At 35.9% G+C, this 21,549-nt stretch carries 14 protein-coding genes and 1 riboswitch; of the genes, 12 read left to right on the top strand and 2 right to left on the bottom strand.

Going from position 1 to position 21,549, the window contains the following annotated elements; translation table 11 throughout:
- Nucleotides 1-12 precede the first annotated feature (12 nt).
- The 4 genes from WFH39_RS05170 (at nt 13) to WFH39_RS05155 (ending at nt 3,696) form a co-directional block, all read left to right on the top strand.
- The gene (locus tag WFH39_RS05170) at nt 13-1,137 is read left to right on the top strand and encodes a transglutaminase domain-containing protein (protein ID WP_336689071.1); all 1,125 of its coding nucleotides are present in this window, start codon (nt 13-15) and stop codon (nt 1,135-1,137) included.
- An 18-nt stretch (nt 1,138-1,155) separates the two neighbouring features.
- A complete protein-coding gene (locus WFH39_RS05165; protein ID WP_273139877.1) occupies nt 1,156-2,478 on the top strand; it encodes a DUF58 domain-containing protein in 1,323 nt (440 codons plus the stop codon).
- Nucleotides 2,479-2,545: 67 nt separating this feature from the next.
- Entirely contained in the window at nt 2,546-3,262 is a 717-nt protein-coding gene (locus tag WFH39_RS05160; RefSeq protein ID WP_336689070.1) for a phosphodiester glycosidase family protein, read from the top strand.
- An 8-nt stretch (nt 3,263-3,270) separates the two neighbouring features.
- Nucleotides 3,271-3,696 carry an OsmC family protein gene (locus tag WFH39_RS05155; RefSeq protein WP_235132994.1) on the top strand — a complete coding sequence of 142 codons (426 nt, stop codon included), beginning with the start codon at nt 3,271-3,273 and terminating at the stop codon, nt 3,694-3,696.
- A 77-nt stretch (nt 3,697-3,773) separates the two neighbouring features.
- Here the strand turns inward: WFH39_RS05155 and WFH39_RS05150 are convergent, their stop codons facing one another.
- Together WFH39_RS05150 and WFH39_RS05145 are read right to left on the bottom strand one after the other, a co-directional pair.
- Nucleotides 3,774-7,304 (bottom strand): DUF7619 domain-containing protein, encoded by a 3,531-nt coding sequence (locus tag WFH39_RS05150; RefSeq protein ID WP_336689069.1) that lies wholly within the window; start codon nt 7,302-7,304, stop codon nt 3,774-3,776.
- 280 nt (nt 7,305-7,584) lie between these two features.
- Nucleotides 7,585-10,200, bottom strand: coding sequence for an MGH1-like glycoside hydrolase domain-containing protein (locus WFH39_RS05145; protein WP_336689068.1), 2,616 nt, complete (start codon nt 10,198-10,200; stop codon nt 7,585-7,587).
- A 187-nt stretch (nt 10,201-10,387) separates the two neighbouring features.
- Nucleotides 10,388-10,495, top strand: a riboswitch (SAM riboswitch).
- 57 nt (nt 10,496-10,552) lie between these two features.
- Between WFH39_RS05145 and WFH39_RS05140 the strand changes: the two genes are divergently transcribed.
- From WFH39_RS05140 to metF, 8 genes are all read left to right on the top strand, one after another.
- Complete coding sequence (locus tag WFH39_RS05140) at nt 10,553-11,500, top strand: alpha/beta fold hydrolase (RefSeq protein ID WP_336689067.1); 948 nt, start codon at nt 10,553-10,555, stop codon at nt 11,498-11,500.
- Nucleotides 11,493-13,037, top strand: coding sequence for an ACT domain-containing protein (locus WFH39_RS05135; RefSeq protein WP_336689066.1), 1,545 nt, complete (start codon nt 11,493-11,495; stop codon nt 13,035-13,037). The genes WFH39_RS05140 and WFH39_RS05135 overlap by 8 nt, the downstream gene beginning before the upstream one ends.
- A gap of 235 nt (nt 13,038-13,272) precedes the next feature.
- On the top strand, nt 13,273-14,439 hold the full coding sequence (locus WFH39_RS05130; RefSeq protein WP_336689065.1) for an O-succinylhomoserine sulfhydrylase: 1,167 nt from the start codon (nt 13,273-13,275) through the stop codon (nt 14,437-14,439).
- Nucleotides 14,440-14,502: 63 nt separating this feature from the next.
- A complete protein-coding gene (locus tag WFH39_RS05125; protein ID WP_076395034.1) occupies nt 14,503-15,513 on the top strand; it encodes a homocysteine S-methyltransferase family protein in 1,011 nt (336 codons plus the stop codon).
- A gap of 84 nt (nt 15,514-15,597) precedes the next feature.
- Nucleotides 15,598-16,689: a fatty acid desaturase family protein gene (locus tag WFH39_RS05120; RefSeq protein ID WP_336689064.1), complete on the top strand. Its 1,092-nt coding sequence runs from the start codon at nt 15,598-15,600 to the stop codon at nt 16,687-16,689.
- Between the two features lie 4 nt (nt 16,690-16,693).
- Nucleotides 16,694-19,354, top strand: coding sequence for a methionine synthase (gene metH, locus WFH39_RS05115; RefSeq protein WP_336689063.1), 2,661 nt, complete (start codon nt 16,694-16,696; stop codon nt 19,352-19,354).
- A 56-nt stretch (nt 19,355-19,410) separates the two neighbouring features.
- The gene (locus WFH39_RS05110; protein ID WP_336689062.1) at nt 19,411-20,409 is read left to right on the top strand and encodes a T9SS type A sorting domain-containing protein; all 999 of its coding nucleotides are present in this window, start codon (nt 19,411-19,413) and stop codon (nt 20,407-20,409) included.
- The gene (gene metF, locus WFH39_RS05105) at nt 20,409-21,368 is read left to right on the top strand and encodes a methylenetetrahydrofolate reductase [NAD(P)H] (RefSeq protein WP_059137971.1); all 960 of its coding nucleotides are present in this window, start codon (nt 20,409-20,411) and stop codon (nt 21,366-21,368) included. Before WFH39_RS05110 ends, metF begins: the two co-directional genes overlap by 1 nt.
- The last annotated feature ends 181 nt before the right edge of the window (nt 21,369-21,549 follow it).

Genomic DNA, 21,549 nt, shown 5'->3' with positions numbered 1-21,549 from the left:
ATTACATGAACTATGAAAATAAACATTATACTTCTTTCAGCTTTTCTGATTTTTGGAGTGAAATTAGCAGGACAGAAAAAGCTACCTGTTATAAAAGCTGTTTCCGAGAATGTGGATATTAAAGTGGATGGAAAAAGAATAAAAAATGCATGGACAATTGTGCCTGAAGAAAAACTGGATGTTTATACGACTTCCGGAAAAAAAGTTACTTTTTATACAGATTCAGATTCCATTTCATATAATTTAAAACCGGGATCCGTATTTGATTTTATCATTTTAAAAGGTAAAGATTCCGCCAGAACGCAGATTAAACATGAGCCTTCAAGACTGGATATTCTTAAAAATGCCGGAAAATATAATCTCTCTGATGGTCGTTTTATTCCAAAATTTGCTTATCAGTCTCAGGATAATGCAGATTTAAAAAGAATCAGAGAAGATCTTAAATTGGATTCAATCGCAGGAAACGGAAGTGAGCTTACGAAGATTTTTAATCTGATGCATTGGGTACATAATCTTGTAAGACATGATGGAAGCAGTAATAATCCAACGCTGAAAAATGCTATTGATCTTATCAGGGTTTGTAAAACAGAAAATCGTGGTGTAAATTGTAGAATGTTGGCAACAATTCTTAATGAATGTTATTTGTCATTAGGAATTAAATCTCGTTACATTACATGTATGCCAAAGGAAACTCAGTTTGATGACTGCCATGTAATTAATATGGTATATAGCAGTGAACTTAATAAATGGATCTGGATTGATCCTACTTTTGATGCATACGTTATGGACAATAAAGGAAATCTTTTGGGAATTCAGGAAGTCAGAGAAAGATTGGTCAAAGGATTACCATTGGTTTTGAATGCAGATGCAAACTGGAACAGGAATGTATTGCAGACAAAGGAAGCATATTTGGAAAATTATATGGCTAAAAATCTTTATCGTCTGGAAACTCCCGTTATAAGCCAATATGATTCTGAAACATGGAAGAATGGAAAAAGCATAGAATATGTAGAACTTCTTCCTTTGGATGGACTTGTTCAGGAACCACAAAAAAAAATGGTGAAAAATAATCAGACAGGGGTTACTTTTACCAACTATAAAACCAATAATCCTGATCTTTTCTGGACAAAGCCTTAATAGCTGATCTGGTAAAAAATGAAAAATTTATACCTCAATACACGCTTTTTCTTCACGCTCATCGGAGTGGGGATTCTGTATGTTCTCGCTTTTTTCTTTCCGTTGCTCATGTGGGTAGCGCACATCGTTTTGCTTCTGGTTTTTTTGGCGGCAATGGTGGATTATCTTTTTGTTTTCAACAGGAAAGAAGGGATTTCTGCACAGAGAATATTGCCCGAAAAATTATCCAATGGTGATGAAAATCCCGTAAAAGTTGATATTAAAAACAACTATGCTTTCAAAATCAATGTGAAAGTAATCGACGAGATTCCGTTTCAGTTTCAGAAGAGAGATTTTTTAATCGAAAAACAGATTGAACCGGGAAGAAATACATTTTTTCAATATATTCTGGAGCCAAAGGAAAGAGGAGAGTACAATTTCGGAAGTTTAAATGTGTATGTTTCTTCACCTTTAGGTTTTGTCGCAAAACGGTTTAATTTTCAGAAAGATGCCAATTTACCGGCTTATCCGTCATTTATTCATCTAAGAAAATATGAACTGATGGCTTTGCAGAGTGAATTTCTGTTGGGCGGAATCAAAAAAATCCGTAAACTGGGACATACGATGGAGTTTGAGCAGATTAAAGAATATGTTCCGGGAGATGACATCAGAACGATCAACTGGAAAGCGACGTCTAAAACAAACCGATTGATGGTTAATCAGTTTCAGGATGAAAAATCACAGCGTATTTTTATGCTGATTGATAAGGGACGAACGATGAAGATGCCTTTCAAAGGACTGAGTCTTTTGGATTATTCCATTAATGCAACAATGGCTTTGTCGCATATCATTCTTAAAAAAGGCGACCGCGCCGGAATGATGACTTTTTCGAAAAAAACTGAAAATAAAATTGCGGCAGAAAATAAATCGGGACAGCTTAGAAAAATTTCAGAAGCGCTTTATAACATCAAAACGGATTTCTTTGAGAGTGATTTCAACAGATTATATCAGGATGTAAAATATTCGCTGAACCAGAGAAGTTTGATTCTTTTATTTACGAATTTTGAAACATTGGATGGCTTAAACCGTCAGTTAAAATACCTTCGCGGAATTGCTAAAAACCATTTGCTGGTTGTGGTTTTCTTCAAAAATTCAGAATTGCAGACGTTGATTCATAAAAATCCTGAAAGTATGCAGGAAGTGTATGACGAAATCATCGCTGAAAAATTTGAGTTTGAAAAGAAACTGATCATTCAGGAACTCCGCAAATACGGAATTTACACAGTATACACTTTACCGGAAAATCTGAACATTGATGTCATCAATAAATATCTGGAAATTAAAGCGAGAGGGATTTTGTAATTTTTAAACAGGGATTTCATTTCAAAATGAACCGCAAAATTCACAAATGATTTAAGCAAACTTATAAATGACGAAAATTGCATTGTTTATAGTATGTCTCTGTTGTTTTTTATCCTGCGATAAGAAAATAAAACAAGAGGATGATTTTGTCATTTTTAAAGTAAATCCTAAAATACAAAATGTCGCTTTTTACTGGAAAGATGATAACGGAACAATTCTTAAAAGCATTGCTCATTTAAAGAATAAAACAGAGCAGGAAAATAAAGAATTAATATTTGCCATGAACGGCGGAATGTTTGAACCCAATAACTTTCCCAAAGGATTGTATATTGAAAATTTTAAAATCCTGAATAAAACAGATACTTTATCCTGCAAAGGAAATTTTTATCTCCATCCTAACGGAATATTTTACCTCACGAAGAATAACGATGCTGAAATTGTTGAAACAAAAGCTTTCAGAAATAATTCTGAAATAAAATATGCAACACAATCCGGACCGATATTGCTGATTGATGGGAAAATAAATCCAATATTTAAAAAAGATTCAAAAAATCTCAATATCAGAAATGGTGTCGGAATTCTAAAAGATGGAAATATAGTTTTTATAATGTCTAAAAAAGAGGTTAATTTTTATAATTTTGCTTCAGTATTTAAAGAATCGGGCTGCGTAAAAGCTTTGTACCTCGATGGCTTCGTTTCCAGAACCTATTGTCCTGAACAGAAATGGACGCAGGAAGACGGAAACTTCGGAGTCATGATCGGGGTTACCACATCTAAAAAATAAATTTAAAAATGAAAATATCACTTAACCGAATCAACGACGATTTTTTATTTGAATGTACCAATTCTCAGGGAAATTCAATTCTTTTAGATAATACAACACAGCCCGGCGCGAAAGGCGTTTCTCCGATGGAAAGCGTTTTGATGGCAGTTGCGGGATGCAGCGGAATAGACGTTGTTTCTATTCTGAAAAAACAGAGACAGGAAATCACTGATTTTAAAGCAGAAGTGGAAGGCGAAAGAATTCCTGTAGATGATGCAAAACCTTTCAAATCGATAAAAGTTAAGTTTCTTCTGGAAGGAAATATTGATCCTAAAAAAGCCCAGAAAGCAGCTCAGTTGTCTTTCGAGAAATACTGCTCGGTTTCCAAAACACTGGAACCGAATGTGGAAATAGGATATGAGGTTTTTGTAAATGGCGAAAGTGTAAAAGATTAGATTGAGCTAAGTTCTATAAAGAACAAGAGGCTGTCCAAAATGTCTGGACAGCCTCTTGTTTTACACGGATTATTGTATTATTTTTTAATTACTTTTTTTGTTATCGTTTCTTTGTCTGTAAAGATTTTTAAAAGATATAATCCTGAAGTGGTATTTTGAAGAGAAATTTTTGTTTTTGCAGCACTAATTCCTATTTGCTTTTGGATGATTCTTCCATTGCTGTCATATACCTCAATAGACTTAATTTCAGAATCGACTTCAATATTCACATCATCTTTTGTCGGATTGGGATAGACAGAAACTGTTTCTTTTTCTCTGGTTATATCTGATGCTGATAATGTTGTGCTTCCCACGTTTGTTATTGCCTCATTGGTAGCAACCGGATAGTTGTAGTCAAAATAGATATTCGCTTTATTCATTATAGTATCACCAGCAACGAGATTATTTTTGGATTTCATCTTCAGGGCAATATTACCGTGAGCCAAAGCAGCTAGATTGATCTCTTTCATCATAAATTCTACCTTATTTCCATTGATTTTAGTATATGTATTGTGAGAAGTATTTTGTAATTGTAATGTATTAATGTCAAAATCGTCAGGATTAATTTCCATTTCCACGACAATATTTACAGCCGAAGCAGTTCCTGTATTTTCAAAATTAACAATATAATGAAGATCTTTTCCTGCCATCGCAACAGGAATCTGGTTTCCTTCAAGGCAGATTATATCATTTGGATCATACGAACCAACAACCGTTTCTTTATAATTAAATGAATTGTCATCCGGATTCATATCTCCTGAAAGCGGAGTGATATTCGCGGTGAAATTCAGAATGTCTCCGTTATTTACAGGGTTTGAAGGATGTGTCGGTGCATTAATTGTAAATTTAATTTCAGATGCTGAATTTGCATAAGGTTTTAAATTATTAAAATTGAAAACTACCTGATTTCCCGCAACAGTAGATGGTAAAACTGAAGAAACAAAGCTCATTCTGGAATTGTCAAAGGTAAGAATAGCCGAACCGGAAAGTGTTGTATTTCCCTTGTTTCTCCAAATTAATTTATAAACTGCATCAAAACCAGGTCTTGCATTGATAACCGGAGCAACTACGATTTCAAGATCTTTTGTATTCCCGTTTTTTGTAACACAAATATTTTGAGTGAAGATGTTATTGTTACTGTTTGCGAAATTTGTTGTGAATGTTGATGGTGATACTGTAAATAATGCCGGATTTTCAGCCTCAGCTGTTATGGTGTAATTTCCTGCCTGACTGTTGTATAGATTATATTCTCCGTTACTTTTTACAAACGTTTCGGAAGCTGTGGTTCCGTTACTGATTTTTAGTTTTAAATGTTCGAAAGCTTCGTCGTTTGTATCGCAACCGTTGTTATTTTCATCAAACCTTACGGTTCCTGTGATTGTATTGTGATCTCCTCCCGGAATGAAATTACAGTAATCATTCACATTACAAACAATGCCTTCCATTGAAAGATAAGCCTGCAGATCAGTAATTTGGGAAGCATCACAACATATGTATTGAAGATTGGGATAATTTCCTGTCATTTGGAAACTTATCCCTTCATTAACACCGTTTTTAGCAAAAACTTTTTCTAAAGAAGAAGATTCAAGAAATAAGTTTTCTAAGCTTGTGCAGTTATTTACATTAAATGTTTTTGTAAATGTGGAGGGGTTGGTAAAACCCGGATTGCCCCAATAGTTGCTGTAATCATATTCATAAATTGTTTTGATCTTAGTATGACCGGAAAAATCTACATCAACGATTTTGTTTCTTCCCATAGTTATAGTTTCTAAGTTCGGAAGATTCTGAATATTAAAACTAGTAAGATTGTTATTGGATATGTCCAGAATTTTTATAGATGAAGATGTTCCTGCAACAGAAGTGATTAGATTGAAAGAAGTGTCTAATTTCTGGAGATTATTCGGTAAAGTGGAGAAATTTAAACTTGCAAGTTTATTTTTTGAAGCTAAAATTGTAGCCAAATAATTATTATTTAGCAATTCAAAATTTGTAAGCTCATTGTAACTTATGTTGATAGTGGTTGCGCCTGTATTTTTAAGTTTAAAATCAGTCATTTGATTATAGCTGAAATTTACAGAAGATAAAGCAGAACAATCTTCTATATCTACAGTTTTTAATTCTCCAAGTTCTGGAGAAGCCATCCACCAATTAGAATGTTCTAAACTAGTAAGGCTTGCGCAATTTTTTATCGTGATATTTTTTAAACCCTTTTGTCCCGGAAAAGTAACACTTGTAAGTAAAGGGCAATTTTGTATGTTGATAGACTGCAGAAATTCAGTAGTGAAATCCGGTTGCGGAGAGTAGGTTGAACCAGAATTATAAGCAAGTTCCATAGATACACTTTCCAGCTTTGGAAGACCGTTAATATTTAATTGCGTTAATTTATGATTGCGAAGACTTAAAGTTTTAAGCTTTAAATTATTGGAAATTATAAGATTTTGAAGCGTCCCGAAATAATTCGTATTATAGCTAGGATAATACCAAGGAGAGCCTAAATAAAGGTGTTCCAGATTCACAATATTGGTTGCGTCAAAAGAGTCATTTCCGTATTTCTCGATCTGGATATTTTTCAAATTAGGGCAGTTTGCTATCTGAAATGCATTGAGAGAACTAAAGGACACTAATTTGATCTCATCAAGCAAAGGACAATTATTGGCGCTGAAATTTCCAAGATATTCAGATTTGCAGTCAATACTTTGCAAATTGGTACAATTATTAGCACTTAAACTTAGAATATTTGAGTCTCCTTCAAGGTTAATAGCTGTTAAGGAAGGACAATAGTCTACATTTACACTTCCAAAATAGTTAGGATTTACGTTAGGAAGGTTGTATTCCATTTTTATTGCTACAGTATCCAATAAGTTACAGTGGCTTAGATTTAACTCGTTTAGATTTAAATAATCTATATCAACTTCTTTTAAAAATTGATGATAACTAAGATTTAAAGTTCCGGCTGTTGTTCCTGCGCTATATATTCCGGATGAAGATAGTTTTATTCTTTCAAGATTTGATAAATTTCCTAAATCATTTAAAATATTTTGTATACTTCCGCCTGGATAAATATTAAGTTCAATATTTTTAACTAATGGTGTATTTGTAATATTTTGAAGAGTAATTACGCCTACCTTAAGATTTTTGAGATTTGGGCAATTGTTTATGGATAATATTCCGGGCGTGGAAGAGGTTCCCTGAAATGAAATGTCTACATTTTCCAAAAGATTCAGACCTGAGAGGTTAAGATTATTATTAGGTAAGTTATAGTAATCTATATGTACAGTTTTAACATTTGTAAAAGATAATATTCCCTGATAATTCTGAATGGGATTACTATTAGTATAACTGGTAATTACTAAAGCACCAACCTGATTAGCTTCGCTTTGCTGTATTTGTCCGTCATTATTAGCGTCGATAGCAAAATAATTTCCGCTAAGATCTTGTGCAACAGGATTCGTTGTAGACGAAGACAGAAGTTTGGCTTTAAAGTTCGCATCCGGAATGTTAATGTTTTGCGCTTTCATTCCCATGCTGAACAAACAGAAGCAAAGCAAATAAAATAATTTTGTTTTCATTATAAAATTTTTAGTGTGTTTTTTTAAATTTTTATGCACGAAATTTTGATAAGATTAATTAAAATCTATTTAAATTAATGACATGAAAAATTTGTCATTGATTGTAAGATAATGTAATCTTGAAAATCCCTAATGCCAAGATTAGGAAAAAAATAGTACGGACGAGTTTTCAATTATTATGTTTTTTGTTTGTCCAAAAATACTCAAATAATTAATATTAATTTTACATATTTTGTCGATATAATTCTACAAAAAAGCCTCTTAAAAAGAGGCTTTAAAACTATAATGTCAATCTTGGTTTCATCAGCTTTGCAACCGTAGCTGTCCATCCTGTCTGGTGAGACGCTCCTACGCCGCGACCATTATCTCCGTGAAAATATTCGAAAAAGGTAATATAGTCTTTAAAATTTTCATCATAATTAAACTTAGCATTTCCTCCGTTGAAAGCACGTTCTCCATTTTCATCTTTTAGGAAGATAGAACAAAGTCTGTTGCTGATATCGTGAGCGACCTCATCAAGATTTTTCTTGTCACCGCTTCCCGTAGGCAATTCTACTTTCAAGCTGTTTCCGTAGTAGAAATGGAATCTCTGTAAACTTTCAACAATCAGGAAATTGATTGGAAACCAGATGGGACCACGCCAGTTGCTGTTTCCCCCGAACATTCTGCTGTCGCTTTCCGCAGGAGTATAATACACAATATTTTCATTACCATGAACAGAAAATTTAAAAGGATTATCCTCATATACTTTCGACATTGCCCGAATTCCGTATTGGCTTAAAAATTCTTTCTCATCAAGCATTCTGGTTAAAACTTTTGTCAGACGGTTTTTCCTCAGAATACTCATCAGGTGCTTTCTTCCATGCCCTTCTTCTTCCCAGTGCGAAACAAGTTTCGTAAGTTCAGGTTTGTTTTTCAGAATCCAATCCATTCTTGTGGTAAAGTTGGGCATTTTATCCAACAAATGATGATCGATAATTTCCACAGCAAACATAGGAATCAATCCTACAATACTTCTCAGTTTCAGAGAAACACTGTCGCCGTTTCCAAGCTGAAGCACGTCATAGAAAAAGCCGTCTTCTTCGTTCCATAGCCCTTTTGTTCCTTCCCCCAGATTTTCCATGGCTTCGGCAATATAGAGATAATGTTCAAAAAATTTAATTGCCATATCTTCATACACCTGATAATACTGAGCCAGTTCCATGGCAATCCGCATCATATTCAGAGCGTACATTGCCATCCAGCTCGTTCCGTCCGCCTGCTCAAGATGCTGTCCGTCTTTTAACACCATGTTCCGGTCAAAAGCCCCGATGTTATCAAGCCCAAGAAAACCGCCTCCGAAAATATTTTTTCCGTTTTTATCTTTTCGGTTTACCCACCATGTGAAGTTCAATAGTAATTTCTGAAAAACCTTTTCTAAAAATAAAAGATCCGGTTTTCCGTTTTGCTTTTCATCAATTTTAAATACGCGGAAACATGACCACGCATGAACGGGCGGGTTTACATCGCTCAGATTCCATTCATAAGCAGGAAGCTGTCCGTTCGGATGCATATACCATTCTTTAGTTAATAAAAGAAGCTGTCCTTTTGCAAATTCGGCATCAATAATCGCAAACGGAACACAATGGAAGGCAAGATCCCAAGTTGCATACCAAGGATATTCCCATTTATCAGGCATCGAAATGATGTCTTTATTGTGCATATGATTCCACTCTGTATTTCGGACATAATGGTTGAAGTTTCTTGGAGCTTCAAAATTCGGGTCGCCTTTCAGCCATTTTCCTACGTTGTAATGATAAAACTGCTTATTCCAGAGAAGTCCTGCGAAAGCCTGTCTCTGAACGTTTTTTTCATCATCACTGGTTACATCATTCTGGATTTCATCATAAAATTCATCCGCTTCAGAAATTCTGTTTCTAAAGATCTCATCAAAATCATAAAACGGATTATCCAGTTCATTAGGCGATAATCTGAAATCAAATGTTTTCGATTGTCCTGCCTCAATAACTTCATCAATTAAAAAAGAGGCTTTGGTTCCTCTCTTTTCAGGATTTACGGTATTGCTCCCGTATGTAATGTAATCGTTGATTCCGTCTTTATAAAAAGAATTTCCCGGATAAGGCGTTCCGTATAATTTCGGACTGTTGGTCTCGTTATCACAGAAAACACTTTCCGCCAGAATATTTCTTGAGTAAAACTTTTTAATCGCAATACTGTCATGACTGATATTGATGCAGCCTTCGTGAGAAGCATGGGTTTGCCCTTTATACGTATTATAGCCCCATTTCCAGTTATTTCTGAACCATACCATGGGAGCAACTATAATCGGAGCATCTTTATTACTCCTGTTGCAGACAGTTACCCTCACTAAAATATCATTATGTTCAGCCTTTGCATATTCAATGAAAATATCAAAATATTCATCCTTATCGAAAATACCGGTATCGAAAATCTCATATTCAGGTTCCTTCTTACTTCTTTTTGCATTCTCGGAAAGAAGATCATTATAAGGAAATTCATTAATCGGATATTTGTACACCATTTTCATATAGCTGTGAGTAGGTGTATTATCCAGATAATAAAATAGTTCTTTAATGTCTTCTCCGTGATTTCCCTGTGGATTGCTCAGTCCAAAGAAGCGTTCTTTCACTATTTTATCCTTCTTGTTCCAAAAGGAGAGCGCAAAACAGAAAAGCTGCTTTGCATCAGAAATTCCGGCTATTCCTTCTTCTCCCCAACGGTAGGCATAGCTTTCTGCGTTATTGTGATTGGCGAAATTCCATGCGTCGCCGTTTGGGCTGTAGTCTTCGCGTACATTTCCCCATTGCCGGTTACTCACGTAAGGTCCCCAGTTTTTCCAGTTTGTGTCTTGTAATCTTTGTTTTTCAGCAATCATATCTCATCATTTTCATTACGAAGTTAGTTTTTTTGCGAAAAAATTCCAACTCACGAAATTTGAATTATTATTAATATTTCCCTGAAAGCCTTCTGTTTATCGGGGTTTGTAAGATTAAATTAAATTTTTATAAATATTTAAAAGAAAAGTTTTATCTTTGCACCATTCGTTCATTCAAATATTGAAAATGTTATCAAGAAAGGTTGAGGGATTAGACCCTATGAAACCTTAGCAACCCTTTGCGCAGGCAATGAAGGTGCTACGTTCTACCAGAATTATTTTGGACAGATAACTCACTGAAGTTCTTTCAGCCATTTCCTGTGGCATTTTCAATTGTATTAAAATAATAGAATTGAAAACAGAACTTAAACATATTAATTTTTCGTATCGTACCGATTCCCAAAAGGAATACAATATCCCGTTGAGCTATCAGCTTTTCGGGAAAGACCTGTTTTCTGCCCCGATCATTTTAGTGAATCATGCTTTAACCGGAAATTCCAATGTTTCCGGAGAAAAAGGATGGTGGAAACAACTGATTGGAGAACATCAGGTAATCGATACCGAACAGTATACAGTTTTGTGCTTCAATATTCCCGGAAACGGATTTGATGATTTTTTTATTGATGAATGTGAAGATTTCACGCCTTCAGATATCGCAAACATATTTTTGAAAGGTCTTGAAATTTTAAATATCAAAAGTTTACACGCCATTATTGGAGGTTCTTTGGGAGGCGGAATCGGTTGGGAAATGCTGGTGAAAAATCCAAAACTTACCGAAATTTTCATCCCGGTAGCCTGCGATTTTAAAACCCACGACTGGCTTCATGCACAATGTCTGGTTCAGAAATTTTTATTAAACCAAAACGATGAACCTTTACAGAAAGCCAGAATTCATGCAATGTTGTGTTACAGGACGCCTGAATCGTTAAATAACAGATTTCAAAACAGATACAGTGAAGAAAAGCAGAGATTAGAGTCGGAAGACTGGCTTGTTTATCACGGAAAAGCTTTAAACGAAAGATTTAGTTTAAAATCATACAAGCTCATGAATCATTTGCTGATGAACATCAATGCCAATGAAGAACATTTGGAAAAAATTCAGGCGCGAATGCACATGATCTCTGTAGATACAGATTTATTTTTCCCCGCTTCGGAAATCCGGATGTGTTTTGAAAAGCTGAAAGAGAAAAACAAAGATGTTTTCTATCACGAGATCACCTCAGTTCATGGGCACGATGCCTTCTTAATGGAATATAAACAATTAAATACGATCATTAAAAATATTTTGAAAAATGAGTAAGATTAATGCTAACGAAATAAAATTTTTAAAAAACAGATCCATCATCAAATTTGAAGGAGAAGATTTCTTAGGTGAAATCGGGATTGACGGACGAATTTTTAAAGCGTTGACTTTGGCGCGAATCAGTGTGGGAGTAATTTCCCAGCAGGCAATTGAAAACGGAATCTCCATTTTAGTTCATGAAAACGATTCCGAAAAAGCAGTCAATTGTCTGATTGACGAATTTGAATCAGAAAGAAAATCAGGGAAAGTTTCCCAGATTTACAGCATCAATAATGTGTCGGTTTTAGGATTTGTTGCAGAAGACTTCAACAAAGTTTTAGCGGAACTTGCAAGAAATAATGTTTTTCCGTTGCTTTTAAACCAGATTGCAGCCGAAAAACGTGTGAATATCGTTGTGACATCTTCACAGGACGAAAAAGCAAAAAATATCATAGAATCTGAAATTTCTAAAAAACCGAAAACCGTTCATCTGGCAATTATCGGTCACGGAAACGTAGGGAAAACCTTAATACAGCAGGTTTTAGAATCTTCAGAAGAAATTAAAAGACGAAAAAAAATAGATCTGAAAGTAGTTGCAGTTGCCAATTCCAGAAAAATAGCCTTCAACAAAAAAGGATTCGACAGCAATTGGAATGATGAGGTTTTAACGGCAGAAAAACCTTCAAATGTTCAGGAACTGATTAATTTCTCCAAAGAAAATCAATTGGAAAATCTAATCGTTGTGGATAATACGGCAAGCAAAGACTTTGTGAAAAATTATCATACATTGGCGGAAAACGGTTTCGATCTTGTTTCTTCCAATAAAATTTTCAATACCCTTCCCATTTCAGAATACCGTCAACTAAGATATACGTTGAACAAAAACAACAGACGATATCTCTATGAAACCAATGTGGGAGCAGGTTTGCCATTGATTGATACCATTAAGCTTCTACACCTTTCAGGAGAAAATATTACCAGAATTAAAGGTGTTTTCTCAGGAACATTAAGCTATGTTTTCAATAATTTTTCTTTAAGAGATGATAACTTTTCCACCATCATCAATGAAGCGCTGGAAAAAGGATATACAGAACCCGATCCAAGAGAAGACCTTTCAGGAAACGATGTAGCAAGAAAGTTATTGATTTTGGCAAGAGAATTAGACTTAATCAATGAGTTTGAAGATATTAAAATTCAGAATCTGGTTCCGGAAAGTCTGCTTTCTGTTTCTAAGTCAGAATTCCTTTCAAGACTGGACGAATTAGATGCGGAATATCAGAAAATCAAAGAAAATCAGGAAGAAGGACACGTTTTAAGATATGTGGGAGATCTTCACGGAGATTTGCAGAAAGAAAAAGGAGAATTGGATGTGAAATTAATTTCCGTTCCGGCAACTTCCGCATTAGGACAACTGAAAGGCTCAGATTCAATCTTCGAAATCTACACCGAAAGTTACGGTGAAAACCCAATCGTTATCATGGGAGCCGGAGCCGGCGCAATAGTTACGGCAAGAGGCGTATTCGGAGACATTTTAAGAGTAAGTGAAACAAAATAAAAGGACCTGTGAACCCGAAGGGTTCAATATTAATAGCCGTAGCTAGAACCTATGGAACGAAATAAAACAGCGTTTAAGCCCGAAGGGTTCAATATTAATAGCCGTAGGTAGAACCTATGGAACGAAATAAAACAGCGTTTAAGCCCGAAGGGTTCAACATTAGTAGCCGTAGGTAAAACCTATGTCATGAAATAATAAAAAACAACCGTAAATAAAACCTACGGAAAATATAGAAATGGAAAACGAAAATTTTGAAACCTTTGCCATAAGAACCCAGACTGAAAGAACTCAGTTTGATGAGCATTCAACCCCTTTGTATCTCACATCCAGCTTTATTTTTCAGGATGCGGAAGACATGAGAGCGAGCTTTGCGGAAGAAAAACCAAAAAATTTATACAGCCGTTTTTCCAATCCGAACGTGACAGAATTTACAGATAAAATTGCCAAAATGGAAGGCGCAGAAGCAGGATATGCTTTTGCTACAGGAATGGCGGCGATTTACTCCACATTTGCCACTTTGTTAAATGCCGGAGATCATATTGTAAGCTGTCAGTCCGTTTTCGGATCTACGCATACTTTGTTCACAAAATATTTTCCGAAATGGAATATCGAAACAACCTATTTTAAAGCAGAAGACGCCGATAATGTTGAAAAATATATTAAGCCAAACACAAAAATTCTGTATCTGGAAACACCTACCAATCCTGCGATTGAAGTGTTGGATTTAGAGTTTTTCGGACAGATTGCGAAGAAACACAACTTAATTTTTATTGTGGATAACTGCTTTGCGACACCTTATCTGCAACAGCCGATAAAATACGGAGCAGATATCGTGGTGCATTCGGCAACCAAATTAATTGACGGACAAGGTCGTGTTTTAGGCGGAGTAGCGGTCGGAAGAGAAGATTTAATCCGTGAAATCTATCTTTTCGCCAGAAATACAGGACCAGCAATGTCACCTTTCAACGCCTGGGTTTTGTCTAAAAGTCTCGAAACACTGGCGATTCGTGTAGAAAAACATTGCGAGAACGCTTTAAAAGTATCTGAGTTTCTTGAAAATCATCCAAATGTAGAACTGGTAAAATATCCGTTCTTAAAATCTCATCCAAGCTATGAAATTGCAAAAAAACAGATGAAATTAGGCGGAAACATCGTTGCCTTCGAAATCAAAGGCGGAATTGAAGGCGGAAGAAACTTTTTAGATAAAATTAAAATGTGTTCCCTTTCCGCAAACTTAGGCGATACAAGAACCATTGTAACGCATCCCGCTTCTACAACGCACTCTAAACTATCAGACGAAGAAAGAAACGAAGTCGGAATTACTGCAGGTCTGGTTCGTTGTTCGGTAGGTCTGGAAAATGTGGAAGATATCATTGCGGATTTAAAACAGGCGTTGGATTAACAACGAACCCGAAGGGTTCAATAATAATAGCCGTAGGTGCAACCTATGGAAAAAATATAATTAATGAAAAATTCAGAACAACTATACAAAGCATTATCCGAAAGAATTTTAATTCTCGACGGAGCGATGGGAACCATGCTTCAGCGGTATAAATTCGAAGAAGAAGATTACCGTGGCGAACGTTTCAAAAACTGGGAACATCCGGTAAAAGGAAACAATGATTTGTTGTCTTTAACGCAGCCCCACGCAATAGAAGAAGTTCACAAAAAATATCTTGAAGCGGGAGCAGACATCATCGAGACCAATACATTTTCAGGAACAACCATTGCCATGGCAGATTATCACATGGAAGATCTGGTTTACGAACTGAATTACGAATCTGCAAAAATTGCAAGAAAAGCCTGCGACGAGTACACCGCGAAAAATCCGGATAAACCAAGATTTGTGGCAGGTTCCATCGGTCCAACCAACAGAACAGCTAGTTTAAGCCCCGATGTAAACGATCCCGGATACAGAGCCATTACTTTTGATGAACTGAGAATCGCTTACAAACAACAGTGCGAAGCTTTATTGGACGGAGGATCAGATATTCTTTTGGTAGAAACCATTTTCGATACATTGAATGCAAAAGCTGCCCTTTTCGCCATTGACGAACTTCAGGACGAAAGAAATATCAAGATTCCAATCATGGTTTCAGGAACCATTACCGATGCTTCAGGAAGAACATTGAGCGGACAGACAGCAGAAGCATTTTTGATCTCAGTTTCCCATTTAAATCTTTTAAGTGTAGGTTTTAACTGCGCTTTGGGAGCAAACCAATTGACACCTTATTTGGAGACTTTAGCCCACAATTCAGAATTTGCTGTTTCAGCTTATCCGAACGCAGGTCTACCAAATGCTTTCGGGAAGTATGATGAAACTCCGGAAGATATGGCGAGTCAGATCAAAGAATATGTAGAAAAAGGATTAATCAACATCATTGGAGGCTGCTGCGGAACAACGCCGGAACACATCAAGGCAATTGCAGATCTGGTTTCGCAATATCCGCCAAGAAAATTGAGAGAATTGGTCTGAATGAATAGAATTTTTTAATTAAAACAGTAAAAAAAAGGAACAGTTTTTAATATTATTTTTAATTATCACACAAAATTAAATATAATGGAAAAACCTATTTACTTTAAAAATTCAGAGGATGCCAAATTGTTTAATGAACTCAGAAAAAAAGTGAACCAAAGAGTAGAAGCCATTCCCGAAAACAGGGATATTTATATTCAGATCAAAGCAGTTATTCTGCCTTTGGTCTATTTCGGTTTATATGTCTTTGCACTTTTACATGCAGATCAGTCTGGAGTTTATATCCTGAGTTTCATTCTGATGGGGCTTTCTCTGGTTTTAATTTATCTGAATTTAATTCATGAAGCGGCTCACAATAATATTTTCAAAAGTAAAAGACTGAACAGTCTGGTTTTACAGATTTTCGATTTTGTGGGAGCCAATTCCTACATCTGGAAAAAAAGACACATCGCAAGCCATCACGCATATCCGAATGTGGACGGTTGGGATACGGATATTGAGCAAAGCGGACTGCTGTTAATCGTTCCGTGGATCAAAGCAAAAGGAATTCAGAAATACCAGCACCGCTTTTTCTTTCTGGTCTATCCTTTATATCTGTTCAACTGGATGTTTATTCGTGATTTCAGAGATTTTTTCGATAATGAAAGAGTGATCCTGAAAACGCAGGGAGCGATTCCGGTAAAAGAAAAAATTAAAATGGTGGCATATAAACTGTTTTATTTTTTCTATCAGATAGCCGTTCCCGTTCTGTTTTTTAAAGTCTCTTTAGGCTTGGCTTTGGGAGCATGGTTTTTACAGGTAATTGCAGCGAGTATTTTTGCGCTTTTTGTACTGTTGCCTTTGCATCCGCTTCCCGATAATGCCTTTCCGAAACTGGATGAGAAAAACGAACTTCCTTACAGTTGGCTTCATCATCAGTTTGAAGTCACCAACGATTTAAAAGAAAATAACTGGTTTGTGCGGAATATTTTGGGAAATTTCAACTTTCACGTTGCCCACCATCTTTTTCCGAATTACAGTTATGCCTATTATAATGAAATTACAGAAGAAATCGAGCAGTTTGCCAAAGAACACGGCTTAGCATACAAAAGATTTCCAATGACCACCGCTTTGGGCAAACATGTCGATTTGCTGAAGCAAAATGCAAATAATGCATATTTTATTTTAGAAGAATAAATTGATGAAATATTTAAGATTATCGGGGCTTGAGCCTTTGATTATTACACCGGAAAGCAACTTTATTAACGTTGGGGAAAGAACCAATGTTGCCGGTTCAAAGAAATTTTTAAGATTAATAAAAGAAGAAAAATTCGGGGAAGCGCTCAATATTGCACGTCATCAGGTTGAAGGCGGTGCACAGATTCTCGACGTTAATTTTGACGATGGACTGATTGACGGAAAGGCTTCCATGATTAAATTTTTAAACCTGATTGCCTCAGAACCGGACATCGCAAGAATTCCTCTCATGATCGACTCTTCAAAATGGGAAATTCTGGAAGCCGGATTGCAGGTTGCACAGGGAAAATGTGTGGTCAATTCCATCAGCTTAAAAGGAGGTGAAGAAGAATTCATCAAACAGGCAAAAGCCATCAAAAGATACGGAGCTGCTGTGATTGTCATGGCTTTTGATGAGGTGGGACAAGCCGATACCTACGAACGCAGAATCGAAATATCAAAACGTTCCTATGATATCTTAGTGAATCGTTTAAATTTCCCTGCCGAAGATATTATTTTCGACTTAAATATTTTCCCTGTGGCAACGGGAATGGATGAACATCGCAGAAATGCCATCGATTTTATTGAAGCAACAAGATGGGTTCGCCAGAATCTTCCGTATGCATCCGTAAGTGGAGGAGTTTCCAATGTTTCGTTCTCGTTCCGTGGAAATGATACGGTGAGAGAAGCGATGCACTCGGTTTTCCTGTATCACGCTATTCAGGCAGGAATGAATATGGGAATCGTAAATCCTGCCATGCTGGAGGTTTATGATGAAATTAATAAAGAACTTCTGGAGCTTGTTGAAGATGTGATTCTCGATAAAAGAGAAGATGCTACAGAAAGGCTTCTTGATTATTCTGAAAAACATAAATCAGTCAAAAAAGAAAAGGTTGAAGATTTAGAATGGAGAAATCATCCTTTACAGGAAAGAATTACCCATGCTTTGGTAAAAGGAATCGACCGTTTTATCGAGGAAGATGTGGAGGAAGCAAGATTACAGGCAGAAAAACCCCTTCATGTGATTGAAATTAATTTAATGACTGGAATGGGCGTTGTGGGAGATCTTTTCGGAAGCGGAAAAATGTTCTTACCACAGGTTGTAAAATCGGCGAGAGTGATGAAAAAAGCGGTGGCGTATTTACAGCCATTCATCGAAGCGGAAAAAGACGGAACAAAACCTGCCAACGGAAAAATTTTGATGGCAACCGTTAAAGGAGATGTTCATGATATCGGTAAAAATATTGTAAGCGTGGTTTTAGGCTGTAATAATTACGAAATTGTAGATCTTGGCGTAATGGTTCCTGCTGAAAAAATTATTCAGACCGCGATTGAAGAAAAAGTCGATGTGATCGGACTTAGTGGGTTAATTACACCAAGTCTGGATGAAATGGTATACATCGCACAGGAACTGGAAAGACAGAATTTAAATTTCCCTTTGCTGATCGGTGGGGCAACGACTTCAAAAGCGCACACGGCGGTGAAAATCGATTTAAAATATAAAAACGCCGTAGTTCACGTCAATGATGCTTCCAGAGCGGTCAACGTGGTGAGTTCATTATTGGGCGACCGAAATAAAGAATATGTTGATGATCTGAAAAGCGAATATTCTGAATTCCGCGAAAAGTTCCTGAACAGACAAGTGGAAAAAGACTACATTTCCATTGAAGAAGCCAGACAGAATAAATTTAAAATCGACTGGGAAAATGAAGAAATTTTTACACCCAATCAGTTAGGAATTACCGTTGTTGAAAATCAGAATCTGAGAGAATTATTGCCTTTCATCGACTGGTCGCCGTTTTTCAGAAGCTGGGATCTTCATGGCAAATATCCGCAAATTTTAGAAGATGAGGTTGTAGGAGCTCAGGCAAAGGAATTGTTCAAAGATGCGCAGGTAATTTTAAAAAGAATTTTGGATGAAAAGTTATTAACGGCAAAAGCGATTTTCGGAATTTTCAAAGCCAATTCCAACGAAACGGATGATATTTTAATTTTTGATGAAAACAACGATCAGAAAACGAAGTTCATTACTTTGAGACAGCAGGCGCAGCGTTCAAAAGGGAAAGATTATTTGGCATTAAGCGATTTTATTGCCCCTGAAAGTTCAGGAAAAACCGATTATATGGGAGCTTTCTGTGTAACAACTGGTTTCGGAACGGATGAACTGGCGCAGGAATACGAAAAAGCAAATGACGACTACAACGCGATCATGGTAAAAGCTTTGGCCGACCGTTTCGCAGAAGCTTACGCGGAATTTTTACATAAAAAAGTAAGAACGGAATATTGGGGGTACGCCAATCAGGAAAATTTAACCAATGAAGAATTGATTGCTGAAAAGTATAAAGGAATTCGTCCCGCTCCGGGTTATCCTGCGTGTCCGGATCACTTGGAAAAACACGCAATCTGGGATTTACTAAAAGTGGAAGAAAATATCGGTGTTTACCTGACGGAAAGTTTAGCAATGTTCCCGACAGCTTCAGTTTCCGGATATTATTTCGGAAGTCCGCACGCCAAATATTTCGGATTGGGAAAAATTGCCGAAGATCAGCTGAAAGATTATTCGGTAAGAAAAGGAATTGCTTTGCAGGAAGCGAGAAAGTGGCTGAATCCTAATTTAGCAGATTAATTTTTCTATCATATAATTAAGACAAAAAATGATAATACATAAATTGATAAAAAAAGATGAAAAAAATATTATTTCTAATGATGCTTACTAATCTTGTTAGAGCACAAATTATTTATTCAGCAGATATTTCAAATTACCAAGCCGGACAAAGTTTGTTAGGACAATATGGATGGAGTGAAGTACCGTATTTAAGTACATACAATAATCATATGCAGGTGGAAAACTTTTCAATGAGTTATTTGAATTATGGGACTACAAATAAGGCATTACATTATGTTCCTAATCTAAATACGCCATCACAAATATTTGCAAATAACACAACTACCACAGAAGCAAACTACTATTTTGCCTTCTTATTAAACGTACAAAGTGCAATTATAACAGATCAAATTACATCATTGGATTTTGTTCAATTACATTCCGGAAATAATCTTGTATTTAGAATAATGACTTCCGGAACTGGAAACGGATATCAAATAAGATTTGGAAAAATGGATACAGAAGTGGCTCCTATGGTTCTTAATTTTAATCAAACCTATTTATTGGTTTTTAAATATTCACAAAAATCCGCAAGTTTATCAGATGATAATATTTCATTGTTTATTAATCCGGATGTAAGCTTAAATGAACCGCTTCCTCATTATACAAACTACTCAGGAAATGATGTTAATTTTTCATTGGCAATAAACAAAATTTATTTAACACAAAATAATGCAACTTATAATGGATTTAAGGCTTATATATCTCAGCCTAAAATTTGTATGAACTGGAATGACCTGAAAAATTTACAGGCTTTAGCGGTTAATGATAACAAAAGGAGTGAAAATGAGGTTCGTATTATTGAAAATCCTATAAAAAATAATATCCTTAAAATTAAATCTCCGGATGGTATTTCAGATTATAATATTGATATTTATGATATTTCAGGAAAAAAAATAATGAATAACATAAAAATGAAATCTGAAATAGATATCTCTAATCTAAAAGAAGGGGAATACTTTCTTAAAATTTTAGAAAAACAAGAAAAAACTTTAAAATTTCTAAAAGTCAGATAATGAAAATCACAGACCATATAAAAAACGCAAACGGAAAAACGTTATTCTCCCTCGAAGTCGTTCCGCCACAAAAAGGAATCGGGATTGAAGATCTTTATAAAAATATTGACCCTTTGATGGAATTTAAACCGCCGTTCATCGACGTTACGACTTCACGAGAAGAATATATTTACATCGACAAAGGAAATGGATTAATGGAACGCAGAATTACCCGAATGCGTCCCGGAACGTTGGGAATCTGTGCTTCGATTCAGCATAAATACAATGTAGATACCGTTCCGCATCTGCTTTGCGGAGGTTTTACAAAAGAAGAAACAGAATATCTTCTGGTGGATTGTATGTATCTCGGAATTGATAACGTAATGGCTCTCAGAGGCGATGCGATGAAAGGACATCAGTATTTTGAGCCAACTCAGGGTGGTCACGGAAGTGCAATGGAATTGGTTCACCAGATTAACGATCTGGGAAGAGGAAAATATCTGCATAATCAGGATGAAATTTGTGATGAGCATAATAAGTTCTGCATCGGCGTTGCCGGTTATCCCGAAAAGCACATGGAAGCACCTTCAATGAATTATGATCTGAAATGGCTGAAACAAAAAGTAGATGCAGGAGCAGATTATATCGTGACCCAAATGTTTTTCGACAATAAAAAATTCATTGAATTCGTTCAGAAAGCCAGAGAAATGGGAATCACGGTTCCTATTATCCCGGGAATTAAACCAATTGCCACGAAAAAGCATTTAAAGATTTTACCTCAGATTTTTAAAATTGATCTTCCGGAAGATTTAATTAATGAAGTGGAGAATGCCAAAAACAACGAAGCCGTAAAACAAATCGGAATCGAATGGGCAATCGCACAGTGCAGAGAACTGCTGGAATTCGGAGTTCCTGTTCTGCATTTTTATTCGATGGGGAAGAGTGATAATATTAAAAAAGTAGCCGGAGCGCTATTCTAATAAAGTGAAAAATGAATATTTGAGAGTTCTGCAGAAATGCAGAACTTTTTTATAGGGTTTTGGGGGGGGGGGGCGCCCGCCACCCCCAAAAAAAAAAAAAAAAAATAGGTTATTAAAAGTTAATAATGTGAAAAAAAAAAAAAAAAAATGTAAAATATATTGTGGTTGGTGGGGTGAAGTT

Source organism: Chryseobacterium sp. MMO-72, assembly GCF_037146035.1.
Taxonomy (GTDB): Bacteria; Bacteroidota; Bacteroidia; order Flavobacteriales; family Weeksellaceae; genus Chryseobacterium; species Chryseobacterium indicum.
Note: the sequence above shows the minus strand (reverse complement) of the source record. Positions and strands in the feature narration are given on the sequence as shown.